17 protein-coding genes are annotated in these 16,383 nt (G+C 68.2%); 3 read left to right on the top strand and 14 right to left on the bottom strand.

Going from position 1 to position 16,383, the window contains the following annotated elements; genetic code table 11:
- Nucleotides 1-218: 218 nt before the first annotated feature.
- Together CFP71_RS11865 and CFP71_RS11860 are read right to left on the bottom strand one after the other, a co-directional pair.
- A complete protein-coding gene (locus tag CFP71_RS11865; protein ID WP_208635935.1) occupies nt 219-662 on the bottom strand; it encodes an Imm21 family immunity protein in 444 nt (147 codons plus the stop codon).
- Nucleotides 663-802: 140 nt separating this feature from the next.
- Nucleotides 803-2,068 (bottom strand): HNH endonuclease signature motif containing protein, encoded by a 1,266-nt coding sequence (locus CFP71_RS11860; protein WP_093933896.1) that lies wholly within the window; start codon nt 2,066-2,068, stop codon nt 803-805.
- 646 nt (nt 2,069-2,714) lie between these two features.
- On the opposite strand from CFP71_RS11860, the gene CFP71_RS11850 reads away from it, so the two are divergent.
- Nucleotides 2,715-4,523 (top strand): FUSC family protein, encoded by a 1,809-nt coding sequence (locus tag CFP71_RS11850; protein ID WP_093933894.1) that lies wholly within the window; start codon nt 2,715-2,717, stop codon nt 4,521-4,523.
- Here CFP71_RS11850 and CFP71_RS11845 read toward each other — a convergent pair.
- The 11 genes from CFP71_RS11845 to CFP71_RS11795 form a co-directional block, all read right to left on the bottom strand.
- A complete protein-coding gene (locus tag CFP71_RS11845; protein ID WP_093933893.1) occupies nt 4,520-5,104 on the bottom strand; it encodes a hypothetical protein in 585 nt (194 codons plus the stop codon). The two genes, CFP71_RS11850 and CFP71_RS11845, sit on opposite strands and share 4 nt — an antisense overlap.
- A 96-nt stretch (nt 5,105-5,200) precedes the next feature.
- Nucleotides 5,201-6,064 (bottom strand): DivIVA-like cell division protein Wag31, encoded by an 864-nt coding sequence (wag31, locus tag CFP71_RS11840; RefSeq protein ID WP_093933892.1) that lies wholly within the window; start codon nt 6,062-6,064, stop codon nt 5,201-5,203.
- A gap of 54 nt (nt 6,065-6,118) precedes the next feature.
- The gene (locus CFP71_RS11835; RefSeq protein ID WP_005155180.1) at nt 6,119-6,394 is read right to left on the bottom strand and encodes a YggT family protein; all 276 of its coding nucleotides are present in this window, start codon (nt 6,392-6,394) and stop codon (nt 6,119-6,121) included.
- Nucleotides 6,395-6,508: 114 nt separating this feature from the next.
- On the bottom strand, nt 6,509-7,123 hold the full coding sequence (locus tag CFP71_RS11830; RefSeq protein ID WP_093933891.1) for a cell division protein SepF: 615 nt from the start codon (nt 7,121-7,123) through the stop codon (nt 6,509-6,511).
- 82 nt (nt 7,124-7,205) lie between these two features.
- Entirely contained in the window at nt 7,206-7,937 is a 732-nt protein-coding gene (locus tag CFP71_RS11825; RefSeq protein ID WP_093933890.1) for a YggS family pyridoxal phosphate-dependent enzyme, read from the bottom strand.
- Nucleotides 7,934-8,641 (bottom strand): peptidoglycan editing factor PgeF, encoded by a 708-nt coding sequence (pgeF, locus tag CFP71_RS11820; protein ID WP_093933889.1) that lies wholly within the window; start codon nt 8,639-8,641, stop codon nt 7,934-7,936. Before pgeF ends, CFP71_RS11825 begins: the two co-directional genes overlap by 4 nt.
- A gap of 73 nt (nt 8,642-8,714) precedes the next feature.
- On the bottom strand, nt 8,715-10,037 hold the full coding sequence (gene ftsZ, locus CFP71_RS11815; RefSeq protein ID WP_093933888.1) for a cell division protein FtsZ: 1,323 nt from the start codon (nt 10,035-10,037) through the stop codon (nt 8,715-8,717).
- Between the two features lie 250 nt (nt 10,038-10,287).
- Complete coding sequence (locus CFP71_RS11810) at nt 10,288-11,058, bottom strand: anti-sigma factor (protein WP_093933887.1); 771 nt, start codon at nt 11,056-11,058, stop codon at nt 10,288-10,290.
- Nucleotides 11,055-11,666, bottom strand: coding sequence for an ECF RNA polymerase sigma factor SigK (sigK, locus tag CFP71_RS11805; RefSeq protein WP_143267068.1), 612 nt, complete (start codon nt 11,664-11,666; stop codon nt 11,055-11,057). The genes CFP71_RS11810 and sigK overlap by 4 nt, the downstream gene beginning before the upstream one ends.
- Nucleotides 11,659-12,399 carry a DUF1365 domain-containing protein gene (locus tag CFP71_RS11800; protein WP_093933885.1) on the bottom strand — a complete coding sequence of 247 codons (741 nt, stop codon included), beginning with the start codon at nt 12,397-12,399 and terminating at the stop codon, nt 11,659-11,661. Before CFP71_RS11800 ends, sigK begins: the two co-directional genes overlap by 8 nt.
- Nucleotides 12,393-13,715: an NAD(P)/FAD-dependent oxidoreductase gene (locus CFP71_RS11795; protein WP_244199642.1), complete on the bottom strand. Its 1,323-nt coding sequence runs from the start codon at nt 13,713-13,715 to the stop codon at nt 12,393-12,395. Before CFP71_RS11795 ends, CFP71_RS11800 begins: the two co-directional genes overlap by 7 nt.
- Before the next feature lie 42 nt (nt 13,716-13,757).
- On the opposite strand from CFP71_RS11795, the gene CFP71_RS11790 reads away from it, so the two are divergent.
- A complete protein-coding gene (locus CFP71_RS11790) occupies nt 13,758-15,029 on the top strand; it encodes an SAM-dependent methyltransferase (RefSeq protein WP_093933884.1) in 1,272 nt (423 codons plus the stop codon).
- Complete coding sequence (locus tag CFP71_RS11785) at nt 15,029-15,814, top strand: DUF1295 domain-containing protein (protein WP_093933906.1); 786 nt, start codon at nt 15,029-15,031, stop codon at nt 15,812-15,814. The genes CFP71_RS11790 and CFP71_RS11785 overlap by 1 nt, the downstream gene beginning before the upstream one ends.
- Here CFP71_RS11785 and CFP71_RS11780 read toward each other — a convergent pair.
- Nucleotides 15,801-16,310, bottom strand: coding sequence for a DinB family protein (locus CFP71_RS11780; protein ID WP_093933907.1), 510 nt, complete (start codon nt 16,308-16,310; stop codon nt 15,801-15,803). The two genes, CFP71_RS11785 and CFP71_RS11780, sit on opposite strands and share 14 nt — an antisense overlap.
- Between the last annotated feature and the right edge of the window lie 73 nt (nt 16,311-16,383).

Here is a 16,383-nt window from a genome sequence, read left to right as displayed (position 1 = left end):
ATTCGACGGCTGTGACGGGCCGTACCCGTCCGGTTCTACTGAGGGCGCGAGCCCTGTTCTTCCGGAGGCTCCCCGGTGATGGCCGGATCGGTGCCAGTTGATTCAAGGGTAGCGCGCGACGGCAACCGGATTGTCCGGGGTGGGTGGAAACCTGTGTTCGAGCCGCTCTCCGGGATCAAACGACCTCCGGGATCAACGGCCGTCGGGGATCAAGCGGATCAGCCCGACCCAGGCTGCTTCGCCTCTCGTGTGGATGGCGCGAACAACGAACCGGCCTTTCTCGATCTCGACGTACGCCTGCTCCGGCTTTCCGCCGGCGGGGTACTCGACGCCAGTTCCTCGCCCGCGGTCACCGAGTCCATGAGGACCGCGGGGCCGTCGGTTTCCCACAGGCCGCAGTCTTCCCACGGCGTGGCGGGATCGGCGAGGAGTCGCTCGGCTTCAGCGAGCAGGTCGCCCTCGGAATCGGCCGCGAGCCAACGGAGGAAAGCGCGGTGCTCCGGGAGGTAGCAAGTTGTGGCGGGTTCATCACCGAGGACCAGGCCTGTCGCCTCGCCGATGGGGAGAGCGCCCGCCAGCGCGTTCACCGCGCAGGCACGGTCATAGTCGTCGTCACCTCCTTCGATACTTCCTTTCCAGCGCGACAAGGCGGAGACAGGCACCACGATGAGCGGGGCCGCCGAGGGATTCGACCCAGGTTTGAGTCCCTGTGATGGTCATGGTGACGAGTGTCCCTTGAGGGTCCGACAATTCCGGTATCCAGGCGCAGCCGTGTAGGTCGTTATACAGTCAGTAGATCGGCCTATGTCCTGAGGTACATCGTGTTGCGTCTCGGTTCCCCGGTGGGGTCGAGGTAGGCAGGGGCGGTGAATTCGGGGAGTCCGTCTTGGGCGATCTGGACTTTCCATTCGCTGTGGTGGATCAGCCGGTGGTGTTTGGTGCAGAGGAGGACGAGGTTGTCGATTTTCGTTTCGCCGTGGTGCCGCCAGAAAACAATGTGGTGCGCGGTGCAGCGGGGTACGGGCATGTCGCAGCCCGGGAACGCGCAGCCGCCGTCGCGGATCGTCAACGCATACTTCTGCGCCAGCGACACTGTCCGTTTCGACCGCCCGATGTCCAGTGGTTCGCCTGCGGTGCCGAGAACACCCGGCCTCACCCGAGCATCACAGGCAAGGATCCGGGCGTCGGTCGCGCTGATCGGGCCGACCAGGTCCAGGCGAGCTTCGCCGAGATCGTTGATCAGGTCCTCATAGGACATGGTGACCAGGATGTGGGTGGCTTCCCCGGCCTGACCGGGAAGGTTCCGGCTGGTCGTCTTCAACCGCACATAGTCGGTGAAAGCATCCCCGTAGCGTTCGTCCTGGGTGCGGGAGTCCCGCACCCCGTCGATCGCCTTGTGGGGTTTGGCCAGCGGGTCGAGGTCGGACTTCAACCGCGCGTAGGTTTCCAGGTCGAGGGTGGCTTTCAGCCCGAGGGTCCCGTCGCGGTGTTTGACGAACCGCAACTCCGGCCGCGCATCCTTCGGGTCCTCATCGCGCGGCTCTTTCCCATCAGGATCGAGCTTGTCCAGCAAACGCCGCCCGGCCCGGGCGATCGCACGAGGACCGGCACGACGGGCCAGATCGACCAGGATCTTCTCCCCACCCCGCACCTCCTCCTCCGGCACACTCGACGGGATCCGCGCCAGAGTGCGGATGATCGCGTCGATCTGCGAACCACCGACCGCCCCCTCCTCGGCCGCTTGAGCGGTCAACGGCGCCAACGGAGGCTCCGGATCACCGCCGATCGACGGACCGGGATACAACGCCAGCACCCGATCCGCACGATCCCTGGCTTCCTTGTCCGACAACAGGAAATCCTCGAAAATCATCGCCGCCAACGTCGAATGACCAGAACACCCACGAACACCGCGAGCATTGATCTCCGCCAGGATCGCGTTCTGCTCCGCATCCACCCGACGCTTGAGGACTTCCAACTCCTGCTTACGGGCATGCAACGCAGCCGTGTCGACGCGCCACCACTCGGTGCGCGTCGTCTCGGGTCTGTCGCTGTCGGCCACGAAATCAATGATACTCTGATTCGAACACCTGTGCTATAAAATATGGGGGTAAATGGCGGTTCAAAGGTCCGGTTAATCACCCAAGTCCAGCAGGAGCTTGCTGAATATTCCGGCAGGTTTGAGCCAGGGCGGTTCTTTTGGTTTTCTCATTGCTGCGCGTTGCCACGGCGAGCGTTCCGGACGGGTATTCATCCTCTTGGCCGACAGACAGGAGACCCGTCCGGCTGATCGATCATGGGGAATCCGCGCCAGTGTCACCTAGCGGGCCTGTGTCGCGATCCGCGAATCCCTTCCCCAACACGATCAACCCACGCTCAATCCTGAAACGCGACAGCACACCCTAGCCGGCATCCGCCTTGCCGAACGGAGAGCCCTCGGAGGGTTTCTTCTCCCTCAGCAGGAAAACTCCATAGAACAGCACCGTGAGCCCGAAAGAACAGAGCAGCAAGCCGCCGATCCCCGCCTCGACGGCGCGGCGGACCAGCGTCTTCGCCGTTATCAGGGGCAGGAGACTCCGGCATGACCGCAACGTATCAGCGGCCGTCCGGCAAGCCACCTTTTCGCGGCCGGACGGGTGATCGTGAGCCGACGGGGCCCGAGTTGCCGTCCCGGCAATCGCCTCTAGGTTGACGGGTATGTCGATCTATGGGGCCCGATGAAAGGGCCCGGACTCCTCGTCGTGCTGCTGGTGGTCCTCGGCGGCGTCAGCGGGCTCGGATTCCTTCTGGGACTGGGCAACGCGGCCGTCCTGGCGGCTTTGACCGCGCTCTTCTGCCTCATGGCGGCGGTCGGCGGGCCACTTTGGGCGGATCTGCGGCTGCTGGCGTGGTTCGCGCCCGCGTTGATCCTCGCGGTCGGGGTGCCGCGGCTGCTGGGAGCGGTGTCGCAGTGGGCGGCGATCGGGCTGCTCGTGGTGATCGTGGTCGTCGCCGGACTGTTGCCCGCGTTCGGGGCGCGGTTCGTCACGGTCGGGTTGGGGCTCGGGATGGCATCGCTGTTCGGGTACGGCTTCCAGCTGACGGGGACGGCGTCGGCGGGGCAGATCCTGGGCGCGCCGGCGCTCGCGGTGGGCGTCGTGCTCCTGCTGCGGATCCTGATGGGTGCGAAGGATCCGGCGAAGCAGACCCGTGAGGCACTGGCGGACGCACTCGTCGAGGGAACACAGGAGCATGCGGCGAAACTGTGGCTCGCGGACCGGCCCCGGCGCTGGACCGGCCGGGTCCTCGGCGGCGTATTCCGCTATCGCGCGGCCACCGGGTTGCTGGAGATCCGCCGGAAACGAGTGAACCACCGCGAAATCGGCGAAACGCTCGCCGCGGCCGCGGAAGAAGCCGCCAGACTCGCCGAGGCCGTCCGAAACCCGGTAGCACCGGACGACGTCGAACCGGTGCGGCGCGAGGAACCCGCCGGGCTGCCCGGCGCCACGGCCAGGCTGGTCATCGCGCTCTGGGATTCTCTCGAAACCATCCGGACCGCGGCGGCCGAACGCGACGAGTCGCGTGTGGACGTCCCGAAAGGACTCCGGAAGGAACTGCGCCGGATCGAGTTGAGCGGCGCGTTTTCCTGGCAGTCGCCCCAGTTCCGGCACGCGCTCCGCTGCGGGCTCGGCCTGGCGCTGGCGCTCGTGGTCGCGAGTTTCCGGCCCGGCGACCCGCTCACCGTTTCCTTCCTGCTCGGCACGTTCGCCATCATGCAGCCGGAATGGCGGGACAGTCTCGGCAAGGCCTGGCAGCGCATCGGCGGTTCACTCGGCGGCGCCGTCGTGCTCACCCTTGTCCTTTGGCTTCTGCCACAAGGGTTTCTGCTGCCGATCGGGCTGGTCGCGTTGCTGGGCGGGTTCTCGTTCATGCAGACGCGTCCGGCGGTGTTCAACGGCTGCATGGTCCTGATGTCGGTCGGCATGAACGCGACCACCAGGCATCTCGACCCGCGTTACGTACTCGTCGAGTACCTGCTCCTGATGGTTCTCGCCGGTGCCATCGCCCTGCTGTTCGGCTTCGCCGCGATCCCCGGCGTGCCGAAACCCGGTCCGGTGGAACGATTCGAGAGCGCCGTCGGCGCCACTCGCGTGCTGCTCGGCTCGGTGGGGCGCAAACTGCGCGGCGAGGACGTCGACCCGCGAACGCTCGGCCGCGATTTCCGCGCCGCCACCGTCGCGCACCAAGGCCTGCTCGCCGCGGAGCCGGGCACGAAAGAACCCGCGCTCGGGCAACGGGACGCGCTGGAAAACGCCGCCGAGGCCTTGCGAGGCCTGTCCATCACGTCGTCGTCGCTCTTGCTGCTGTCCGGACCGGCCGACGTCGCGGACGCCGTCGACGAGGCGGCGCGCACGCTCGGCACCGACGAGGCCGCGGAAATCCCGGTGCCTCCGAACGCCGACGACGAACAGCGCCTGGTACTCGACACCATCGCCGCCGACCTGGTCACCGTCGGCGAAGCGGCGCGGACGCTGGAAAACGCCTAGGTCGTGGTCTTGTCGCGGTGCTGCCCGGCGATCTCCGCGTCGGGCGTGCACAGTGCGCACGGGGTGAACCCGAGCTGCCGCGCTTCCCCGATACCGAGCGGGATCGTGTCCCGGGTTTCGAGCCACGCGCACGATGTCACGTGGTAGCGCGGGTACTCGTCGACGACGACGACCTCGGTCTCGAGTTCGGAGACGATCGCCACATCGGCGGGGTCGCTCTTCTCCTCACCGGGATCACCGTTGCGCTGAGGCTCCGGGACGTCTTCCGTGTCGTCGAGTTCACCGGCGGCGGGTATCAAGGCCGTCTGCTCGGCGTCCTCGGGTTTCTTCTCTTCGTCCGCGTCGCTCTCTTCGACCGAAGGCGAATCCTCGGAGTCTTCCGGCTCTTCGGCCTCTTCGGAATCGGCGTCGGCTTCGGCCGCGCGCTTCTTCCGGCGGCGCAGCCAGTCGAAGACGAGCAGCAACCCGGCGACGACGGAGAGACCGATGGAGATCCAGGCCCACAGGGAGTTCGCGGTGATGAGCGCCGCGACGAGCAGCCCCAGAGCCGCCAGTACCAGTACCAGGACGATGTAGAGCACGGTGAATTACAACACGAGCGGCAAGCGAAACGGCCTCGACCCTCCGGAGAGTGCCGAGGCCGTTCCACTGTGTAGAAACTTTGAGCAGGGCAGAAATCAGCCCGCTTCGGCCCGGGGGCCGAACGAGTAGCCCTGTCCGCCGCCCGAGGACGACGCCGACTGCCCCGAGTTCGTCGAGGACGCCGACGCGGGAGCGGCCGACCCGCGGTCGTCGAGCTCACGCAGCTGGGACTCGAGGAACCCGCGCAGCCTCGTGCGGTACTCCCGCTCGATCGTGCGCAGCTCTTCGATCTTCTTGCCCAGCGAGCCCTTCTCCGCGTTCATGTTGTTCATGGTCTCGGTGTACTTGCGCTGAGCCTCGCGCTCCATGGTCGTGGCCTTGTCGCGCGCCTGGCGCTCCAAGGTCTCGGCACGGGTCCGGGCGTCGTTCAGCATGGTCTCGGCGCGGGTGCGCGCCTCGTTCACCATCGAGTCCGACTTCGACCGCGCGTCCGACAGCAGCTGCTCGGACTTGGTCCGGGCTTCGGCGAGCATGCCGTCCGACTCGGTCTTGGCCTCGGCGGTGAGCCGGTCGGCCATTTCCTGCGCCAACCCGAGCACCTTCGCGGCCTGGACGTTGGGCTCCCCGTTGTCCGGCACCATCGAGTGGGCCTGGGTCTGCTCCATCGCCGACTGCGGCGGCGGCACCGGCGCCAGGCGGCGCGACGGCTCGTCGCGTACCTGCGGCGGCGGGCCGACGGCGCCGGCCTTGGCGTTTTCGAGCTCACCACGCGTGGTCTCGAGCTCGTTGTCGAGCTGCTCGACCTGCTGCCGCAGCTCGTTGTTGTCCTCGATCAACCGGGCAAGCTCGGTCTCCACCAGGTCGAGGAACGCGTCCACCTCGTCCTCGTTGTAGCCCCTTTTGCCTATGGGCGGCTTGCTGAACGCGACGTTGTGCACGTCAGCGGGGGTCAACGACATCAGATCACCTCACGCACTCCATGGCCTGCAGGTCCACCGGGGCTTCCCCGAAAATCACCCTGGCGTTGCCAGCTGCATCGCGAAGAACACAACCAACAGCAGCACCATAATCGATAAGTCCAGTCCGACGCCGCCGATTCGTACGGTCGGGATGATTCGTCTGAACAGACGAACCGGTGGGTCGGTCACTGTGTAGATGGTCTCGAGCGTTACCGCAACCCCTCCGGCAGGACGCCACTCGCGAGCGAAAGCACGCACGAGTTCGACGACGATCCGTGCCGTCAGCAGGAGCCAGAAGGCGAACAGCACGTACCAGACGACCAGCAACACAGCATTCACGTAACCACTCTGCCATGCCCCGCGTCAAAAGACGCAGTTGACGGGCCTCGGATGCCGATGAGTCGACAAAATCACATCCGGCTGCGCTCAGCGGTCACCGGGTGATCAGCCGCGCAGGAATAATCCGCCTTCGGCAATCCGCCGACGGTCCTCCGCGGTGACGTCCACATCGGGCGGTGAGAGAAGGAACACCTTGTTGGTGACCTTGTCCATCGAGCCGCGCAACGCGAAAGCGAGCCCCGCGGCGAAGTCGACGAGACGCTTCGCGTCCGCGTTCTCCATCTCCGTGAGGTTCATGATCACCGGGATGCCTTCCCGGTAGTGTTCCCCGATCGCGCGCGCCTCGGCGTAGCTCGTCGGGTGCAGCGTCGTGATCCGGCTCAACGGGTCACGCACCGCGGCACGGACCGGCTCGGTGACCGGACGCAGGCGTGCGACCGGTTCCGGCTGGCGATCGATCGCCAGCGCGCCGTGGACGGCAGGCTCCGGACTGGCCACGGAGCGTGACCGAGGCCGGGGCGCGGGCTCGTCGTAAGTGTCGTCGACGTCCCGGTAACGTCCACCCCGCGACCGGGCCGGTGGCTCATCGTCGTAGTCGTACTCGTCTTCGGCATATTCCTTCGGCGCGTACCCTCGCCGGTAGTCGTCCTCGACGTCGTAGCCGTCTTCGTCCGCGGGCACCATCCCGAAGTAGGCCTTCAGCTTCTGCAGCGCGCTCATGCCTCTCCCTAGCCTTAGCCGCGTCCCGCACCGTGCTCCCCCGCCCTCGCCGCCACTCCCCGTAACGACGAGACGGTATTCCCTAGGGCGAGGCTAAACCGCGTCCACCGAGCAACGCGGTTCCGACACGCACACAGGTTGAGCCGTGCGCGATCGCCTGCTCGAGATCATTGCTCATTCCGGCGGAGATCTCACGGGCATTTGGGTGTTCTTCCCGTAGACGCTCCGACGCACGAGCGAGCTTCTCGAACGCCTCTGCGGGATCAGTACCCAGCGGAGCCACCGCCATAAGCCCCCGGAGACGAATATCACCCACATGGGCTATCCGCTCCGCCAACTGGCTTATTTCGCTCACCCGAGTGCCCCCGCGTTTCGGATCGTCATCGAGACTTACTTGAATGAGGACGTCCAACGGGTGATCGCGTTGCCCGGAATCGAGCGCCGACCTGGTGGCTTTCGCGAGCGCGTCGGCCAGGCGCTCGGAGTCGACGGACTGGATCTCGTCGGCCCAGCGCACGACCGATTTGGCCTTGTTCCGCTGGAGACTGCCGACCATGTGCCAGCGAATGGAGGCGTCGGGACGCAACCCGGCGACCTCTTCGGCCTTCGCCCCCGCCTCCTGATCACGGTTCTCGGCGAGGTCGAGCGCGCCGAGGTCGGCGAGCAGCGCGGCGTCGAGCGCCGGGAAGGTCTTGGTGACCGCGAGCAGTTTGACCTCGTCGCGCGCCCGGCCTGCCGCCTTGCACGCGGCGCCGATCCGCTCTTCCACTTCGGCGAGGGAAGCGGCGAGTTCCCCCTTACGGGTGTCACTCACGACGCGTCCAGCCAGGTGATCCCCGCGATCCGGCCGGTCGTACCGTCGCGGCGGAAGCTGAACAGGGTCTTGTCTTCGTTGGTACAGCGGGGATCGACGCCGATCTTGCCGACGCCGAGATCGGCCAGTTGCCGCCAGAGGCCGGCGCGCAGGTCGAGACCGGGCGTCCCCTTGCGGGTTTTGCAGGCACTGCCGGGCACGTGCTTTTCGACGTCGGCGGCCATGTCGGCGGGGACTTCGTAGCAGTCGCCGCAGATCGCGGGCCCGAGCAGCGCTTCGGTCCGGGCCGGTTCGGCACCGAGCGAACGCATCGCCTCGATCGCGGCGGGAACGACGCCGACCCTGGCGCCGACGCGGCCCGCGTGGACGGCGGCGACGACACCGGCTTCGGCGTCGGCCAGCATCAGGGGCACGCAGTCGGCGACGAGCACCACGAGCGCGAGACCCGTCTGGGCGGTCACGAGCGCGTCGGTCGCTTCGGCGGCGGAGGTCTCCGAGCCGTCGACGACGGTGGCGGTCCGGCCGTGGACCTGCTCCATCCACGCCAGCCTGTCCTCGGTGAGACCGAGTTCGGTGGCGAGACGTTTGCGGTTGGCGTAGACGTCACCCGCGTCGTCACCGACGTGATCGCCGAGGTTGAAGGTGTCGTAAGGCGGCCGGGAAGCCCCGCCCGCCCTTGTCGTGACAACCCGCCGTACCCGCACGAAATCCTCCTAGACCTGAGTGAAGGCCCCCTCGACTGTAGTCAAGGAGGCCTTCACGGAACGTACTGGCGAGCTACCGCCGCATGAACGGGGGAACGTCGACCTCGTCGTCCGACGGGTCGTCGTGCACCGGGGTGGCGCGGCCGGGCAGGCTGCCGTGGGTCGAGTTCGACCCGATCGGCGAGTACCCGCGCGAACCGCCGCCGGGCTGCGGAAGCCCTCCGCTCAGCGAGCCGTTGCCCTCGGTGCGGGCGGGCGGCATCGACGAGTGCGGGCGCGGCGGCGCGACCGGGTAGCCGTTGGACCCGGTCGACGGGACCGGCGTGGCACCCGAAGGCGGGCTCTGCACCGGCGTCGCCCCGCCTCCGTTGACCTGGCCCGCCTGCGCGGACGCGGTCGAGTTCGCCCGGGAGCCGAAGGTCGACGGGTCGAGCTTCTTGTGGGTCGGGGTGCCCGCGTCGAAACCGGCCGCGATCACGGTGACCCGGACCTCGTCGCCGAGCGAATCGTCGATGATCGTCCCGAAGATGATGTTGGCGTCGGGGTGCGCGGATTCCTGCACCAGCGACGCGGCCTCGTTGATCTCGAACAGGCCGAGGTCCGATCCGCCCGCGATCGACAGCAGCGCGCCGTGCGCCCCGTCCATCGACGCTTCGAGCAGCGGCGAGTTGATCGCCTTCTCCGCCGCCTGGATCGCCCGGCCCTCGCCGCGCGCCGAGCCGATGCCCATCAGCGCGGAGCCCGCGCCGGACATGACGCTCTTGACGTCGGCGAAGTCCAGGTTGATCAGACCCGGCGTGGTGATCAGGTCGGTGATGCCCTGGACACCCGAAAGCAGCACCTCGTCGGCCGAGCGGAACGCGTCCATCAGCGAGACGCCGATGTCGCCCAGCTGCAGCAGCCGGTCGTTCGGGATGACGATGAGGGTGTCGCACTCGTTGCGCAGCTGCTGGATGCCTTCTTCGGCCTGCTTGCTGCGGCGCTTGCCCTCGAAGGTGAACGGGCGGGTGACGACGCCGATGGTCAGCGCGCCGAGCTTCCGCGCGATCTGGGCGACGACGGGCGCGCCACCGGTGCCGGTGCCACCACCCTCACCCGCGGTCACGAACACCATGTCGGCGCCCTTGATGACCTCTTCGATCTCTTCGCGGTGGTCCTCGGCGGCCTTCTGCCCCACCTCGGGGGCGGCGCCGGCACCGAGGCCGCGGGTCAGTTCCCGGCCGATGTCGAGCTTGACGTCGGCGTCGGACATGAGCAGTGCCTGAGCGTCGGTGTTCACCGCGATGAACTCGACGCCCTTGAGGCCGACCTCGATCATGCGGTTGACGGCGTTCACTCCGCCGCCGCCGATACCGACGACCTTGATCACCGCAAGGTAGTTGTGCGGGGGCGTCATCGGGGCCGCCTTCCTGATCGTGTGTGCCCGTGCTGCCCGCCGGTCGCTGAGCCTGTGCCGAACCCTCGAGCTGAAGTTCAGATCGAGAGTTATGTCAACTGCCGACGTTGAAGCAGGACGGTATGCACCAGGCAGGCTCGAATCCAGTAGCCACGCCGTGTGTCGCAAAGGTGTTTTGCCACAACATGTTCCCGGGCGCAAGAGCGCGACCCGGTCGCAGCGGCGAACGGCGGCCTGGTAAAAGCAAAGATCAGGTCGGCATGGACATGACCATGACGACGTCCTTCGACGGCGATCCGGTCGGTGATCCGCCCGCCTGTTCGACGCTGAGCGCGAACTTCTCGGCCCCGCCGAGCCCCTCGGCGACCAGCAGCGCACCGTCCTGACCACCGGAAATGAGCCCGGCGGGCTTCGGCGCGGTGCCCGGGTACATCAGCCACGCCTGGTAGGTCCGGCCTGGATCGTTCTTCGGCAGCTGCGCCGCCATGAAGACGAGCCGGTCCTTCGCGCGCGACATCATCACGGTGCCGCCGCCACCGGCCGAGGTCTCGGCGTGCCCGGTCCGGAGATCGGCGGCCGCGAGGACCTCGGCGACCGGGGCGTACAGGTCCGCGGCCTGCGCGGCCCGTTCCCGCGCGGCGGTCAGCTGGGTGTGGTTGTCGTAGGCGATGCCGCCGAACACGGCGGTGCCCGCCAGCCCGACGACCGCCGCAGCGACCGCGGCGATCGCCCAGCGCGGGGCCCGGCGCCGGTCCTTGACACGTTCCCCGCTTCCGGACCGCGTTTTCGGTGGCAGCTGCCTGGTCGCCATGGTTTCCGCGAGCACCCGGCGCTTGAGCTCCGGCGGCGGGTCTTCGGCCAGCGCGGCCCCGAGCCGGGTCGCGGTCATCTGGAGTTCGAGGACCTCTTGGGCGCACGAGGCGCATTCCCCGAGGTGCCGCTGGAACTGCGCACGCTCTATATCTGACAACGCGTCGACCGCGTAAGCACCGGTGAGCGTGTGCATTTCGGGCATGGTCATGCCGTCACCCCCAAACAGTCCCGGAGCCGGATCAGGCCGTCCCGGAGGCGGGTCTTGATGGTTCCGTGCGGGGTCTGGAGCACTTCCGAGACCTCGCGATAGGTGTAGCCCTGGTAGTAGGCGAGCAGCACGGATTCCCGCTGCAGCTCGGTGAGACTGGTCAGGCAGCGGCGCACCTGCGAACGTTCCCAGCGGGCCGCGACGGCCTCCGACACCTCGTCGAAGGGCCGGGCGCGGGCGGCCTCGAAGGTCGCCTTGACCTCGCGTTCCGAACTGGCGCGGGCCGAGCGGACGCGGTCGACGGCGCGACGGTGCGCGAGCGTCATGGCCCAGTTCAGCGCGCTCCCCCGCTCCGGGGAGTAGCGAGTGGCCGTGCGCCACAGCTCCACCATGACCTCCTGGGTGACCTCTTCGGACTGCGCGGCGTCACGAAGGATGCGCCGGACCAGGCCGAAGATCGGTCCGGCGAGCTGGTCGTACAAGGCGTCGAAGGCCCGCTCGTCCCCCTTGGCGACCCGGACGAGCAGGTCCTCGGCCGTCGGACCCGCCTGCTCGCCGTCGGGTGCGGGAACGGGCTCCATCCGGCGGGGACGTGCCGATTCATCCATCAAGTCTGCCTCCGGCCGTCTGCGGCGTCCGCGGGGTCATCGGCGCCTTCTTGACCCACAGTTTGACCCCATGCCGCCGGATCAGCGCGGAGACCCGGTGCGGCATGAGCGGACGGGTGATCAGCAGGTGCACCAGCCATCGGGTGGTGGCGGGCCGCCGCACGCCGCGCAACGACGCGGTCAGCGGTGTCTTCTCCCCCTGGCGGAGGGCGATCTTGACCGAGAGCAGCGACTCCGGCATCGGCACCTCCATCCGGTACTCGCCGTCCATCGACTGGAACGGCGACACGTAGAACTCCTTGTCCGCGAAAGCGTTCCCGGCCGCGTCAGGGCGTAGGAGGTACGCGTGCCTTCCCCGGTAGGTGTTGTGGACCTCGGCGACGACGCATTCGAGTCCGCCGTCCGGCCGATGGCACCAGTAGAGGGTGATCGGGTTGAAGTTGTGCCCGAGCACCCGCGCGCCGGCGAGCATCAGCACCCGGCCGCCCTGGAGATCGACGTCTCGATCGGCGAGCCAGTGGTCCACTTTGGACCGGATGCTGGAGGTGTCCTCGGGTGCGAAGTGATCCCGCGGGTCGAAGCGAGCGAAGGGGCGAAGCCACCACGGCAGCTTCGGCAGCCTGTCGAGGTCGACGAACCACAGATAGACGCGGTGGGCGAACGAGATCGGCGGGTCGTTGCGCCGGACGTGCGCCACCGTCGAGTCGTAGAGAACGGCCATGGGGGTCACCATCGCACTCCGAAGCTCTCGGCCGCGCGGACACCGGACGCGCAACCGTCCTCGTGGAACCCCCAGCCGTGATACGCGCCGGCGAAGGCGACCGTGCCGTCGTTGAGTTCGGGCAGACGGCGCTGGGCGGCCACGGAACCGGGCGTGTAGACGGGGTGTTCGTAGGTCATCCTGGCCAGCACCGAACCGTCGTCGGGGGCGGTGCCGGGGTTGAGCGTGACGACGTAGCCGGTCGGCTCGTCGAGCCGCATCAGGCGGTTCATGTCGTAGGAGACCTGGACCGCGCCCGCGTTCGCGCCGCAGGCAGGAGTGGCGTAGTTCCAGCCCGCCCGCGCGGACTCCGCCGTCGGGAGCACGCCGGTGTCGGTGTGCAGCCACGCCTCGTTGCTGGAGTACCGGAACGAGCCGAGGACTTCGCGTTCGGCGTCGGTCGGCGCCGCGAGCAGGTCGAGCGCCTGGTCGGCGTGCGTGGCCAGGACGACCTTGTCGAGGCGATGCCGGGTGTCGGCGTCGTCGCGGACCTCGATCCCCTGCCCGGTCCGCTTGACCGAGCGGACCGGTGTCGACAGGTGCACGGCTGTCAGCTGCTTGGCGGCGAGGTCGACGTACTCGCGGGAGCCGCCGACGACGGTGCGCCAGCTCGGCGACCCGCCGACCGACAGCATCCCGTGGTTGCGCAGGAACTCGAACAGGTAGCGCGCGGGGTACTGGAGCGTGTCGGTGCGGTCGGCCGACCAGACGGTCGAAACCACCGGGAGCATGAAGTGGTCGACGAAGTACTTCGTGTAGCCGCCGATCGCGAGGAACGCGCCGAGCGTGACGTCGCCTGCCTCGGGCGATTCGAGGACGCGCTTCGCGTGCCGGTGGAAGCGCTTGACGTCGGCGAGCATCCGCAGGTAGCGCCCGCGGGTGACGTTGCGAGGCTGCGCGAACAGGCCTTTCAGTCCCTTGGCCCCGGCGTACTGGAGGCCGCAGCCGTCGCAGCGGATGCTCATGGACATCTCGGTGTCGCGGGTGGTGACGCCGAGCTCGCCGAACAGGCGGAGCAGATTCGGGTAGGTGCGCTTGTTGTGCACGATGAACCCGGAGTCGACGCCGACGGTGCCGCCGTGCGCGCTCGGGACGTCGTGGGTGTGCGCGTGCCCGCCCAGCCTGTCGTCGGCTTCGAACAACAGCACTTCGTAGCGGCGTTGCAGCAGGTAGGCGGCCGTGAGGCCGGCCACGCCGCTGCCGATGACTCCGATGCGTAGACCCTTGGTGTGCACGAACGGGATTCGGAACAGGGGCCGGACCGGATTGGACCGGGTGAACCGGGGCATCACACGACCCATCCTTTTCCTGTCCGGGGCCGAATGACGACTATGCCGAACAGTCCCGCGTCTCGCCTAGTGCCGTTCGTCGAGCGGCTCCTCGGCGGCTCCCTGCCGGTCGGTCTCCGTACCTGGGACGGCGTACGCGCCGGTCCCCCGGATGCCCCGACCGTGGTGCTCCGCAACCGCCGTGCCCTGCGCCGTCTCCTCTACGCGCCCGGGGAATTGGGCCTGGCCAGGGCGTACGTCTCGGGCGATCTCGACGTCGAGGGCGACCTCGCCGAGGGATTCCGCCGGATCTGGGCGCTGAGCCGGTCGGGTGCCGCGCGCGGCGCGAAGCTCGGCCCGCGCGAGTGGGCCGAGGCGCTGCGGATCGCGGTGGGCCTCGGCGTCGTCGGGCCGCCGCCCAAACCGCCCGCCGAGGAGGCCCGGCTGTCCGGGAAGCTGCACACCCTGCTTCGCGACAAGTCCGCCATCGCGCACCACTACGACCTCAGCAACGCCTTCTACCAGCTGCTGATGGACGAATCGATGGCCTATTCGTCGGCGTACTGGACGTCCGACGAGGACGGTTACGACCTCGAACAAGCCCAGTGGGACAAACTCGAACTCATCTGCCGCAAGCTCGGGCTCCGACCGGGGATGCGACTGCTCGACGTCGGCTGCGGCTGGGGATCGCTCCTGGTGCACGCGGCGAAGCACCACGGGGTCCAGGCCGTCGGCATCACCCTGTCGGCGGAACAGCTGCAGCACATCCGCGGCCGTCTCGCCCAGCACGATCTGGAGGATCGCGTCGAGGTCCGCAGGCAGGACTACCGCGAGCTGACCGACGAGCCGTTCGACGCCGTCGCCTCCATCGAGATGGGCGAGCACGTCGGCGAGGAGAACTACCCCGAGTACACACGGACGCTCTACCGGATGCTCAAGCCCACCGGACGGCTGGTGCTCCAGCAGATGTCCCGCGGCGCGGTGGCGCCGGGCGGCGGCGCGTTCATCGAGCGCTACATCGCCCCCGACATGACGATGCGGCCGCTGAGCCGCACGCTCGGGCATCTGGAGACCGCCGGTTTCGAGATCCGCGACGTCCACGCGCTGCGTGAGCATTACGTGCGTACGGTCCGGGCGTGGGAGAAAACGCTCGAAAGCAACTGGGACGACGTCGTGGCGCTGATCGGTGAGTCCGGCGCCCGGGTCTGGCGGCTCTACCTGGTCGGCGGCGCGCTCGCGTTCGAGGAGAACCGGATGGGTGTCGACCAGATCCTCGCGGTCCGCTCGTCCGACTCGGGCTTGAGCGCCCTGCCCGCCACCCGGGAGTGGTCCTGATGCCGCTCGGAGGGACCCTCGCGGTCACGGCGGGCGCGACGCTCGTGGCTTTCGTCGTCACCTTCGGCATCGCCCGGTGGCGCAAGCGGTACGACACCGTCGACACGCTCTGGGGGCCTGGCTTCGCGCTCGTCGCGGTGGTCGCGGCCCCGCTCGGGGACGGGTCGGCGGCGCTGCGCGTGGTCACCGCGCTGCTGACCGCGGTCTGGGGTGTGCGCCTCGGCGTCCACCTCCACCTGCGCAACCACAAGCTGCCCGAAGACCCGCGCTACGTGCGGATGGCGGAGAGCGCCGGCCCGAATCCGGCGCTCAAGCTGTTCGTCCGGGTCTACCTGGTCCAGGCGGTGGTGCTCTGGTTCGTCTCGCTGCCGGTCCAGTTCGCGATGTACGGCGACTCCTTCGGGGTGACGGCCTGGCTCGGCGTCGCGGTGTGGCTGGTCGGCTTCGGGTTCGAGACGATCGGCGACGACCAGCTGCGCCGCTTCAAGGCCGATCCGGACAACAACGGCAAGGTCCTCGACAGCGGGCTGTGGCGCTACACCCGGCATCCCAACTACTTCGGGGACGCGTGCGTGTGGTGGGGCCTGTACCTGCTGGCGTGTTCGAGCTGGGTGGGGGCGGCGACGATCCTGTCGCCGATCGCGATGACGTACACGCTGGCCAAGGGAACCGGAAAACCTTTGCTGGAGAAGGGTTTGCAGCGGTCCCGGCCGGGATACGCGACGTACGTCGAGCGGACCAGCGGGTTCTTCCCGCTGCCCCCTCGCCGGCTCACTCCCCGGTGAGACCGTCGAGCATTTCCCGCAACAGGTCGAGGTGGCCGGCGTGCCTGCCGGTCTCCTCGACCATGTGCGCGACCACGAACCGGACGTTGACCTCGCGATCCCCGCGGAAGGGGACCTTGTCGTCCAGGCCCATCCCCGCGACGACCTTGCGGCTCCGCTCGCACTCGGCCTCGTAGGCGGCGATCAGCTGCTCGATCGGGGTCTGCATGGCGACCCGGAACTCGGCGTCGGGGTCGGCTTCGAGGGCCTCCTTCCAGAGGTCCTCCTGCCCGTTGAGCACCACGTTGAACCAGTACTGCTCGACCAGGGTCAGATGCCCGAGCAGACCGGCGACGGTGGTCAGCTCGCTGGGCACGAGCGGCCGCCGGGCCTGCTCGTCGGTGAGGCCGGAGCACTTCCACACGACTGTGGCGCGAAGGAAGTCGAGAAAGCCGTTCAGCTGGGTGCGCTCGTCGCCGGTGAGCGGCGGTTCGGGACGCTTGGGTTCTTCGGTCATGGTCGTGCAGTCTGCCGGTTTCCTCCGATGATCCGCCATCGAGATACCGCCGGGCACCTTGTCCACCATCTGC

Source organism: Amycolatopsis thailandensis (assembly GCF_002234405.1).
GTDB classification, from domain to species: Bacteria; Actinomycetota; Actinomycetes; order Mycobacteriales; family Pseudonocardiaceae; genus Amycolatopsis; species Amycolatopsis thailandensis.
The sequence above is the reverse complement of the archived record's forward strand: the minus strand, read 5'-3'. Positions and strand labels throughout refer to the sequence as shown.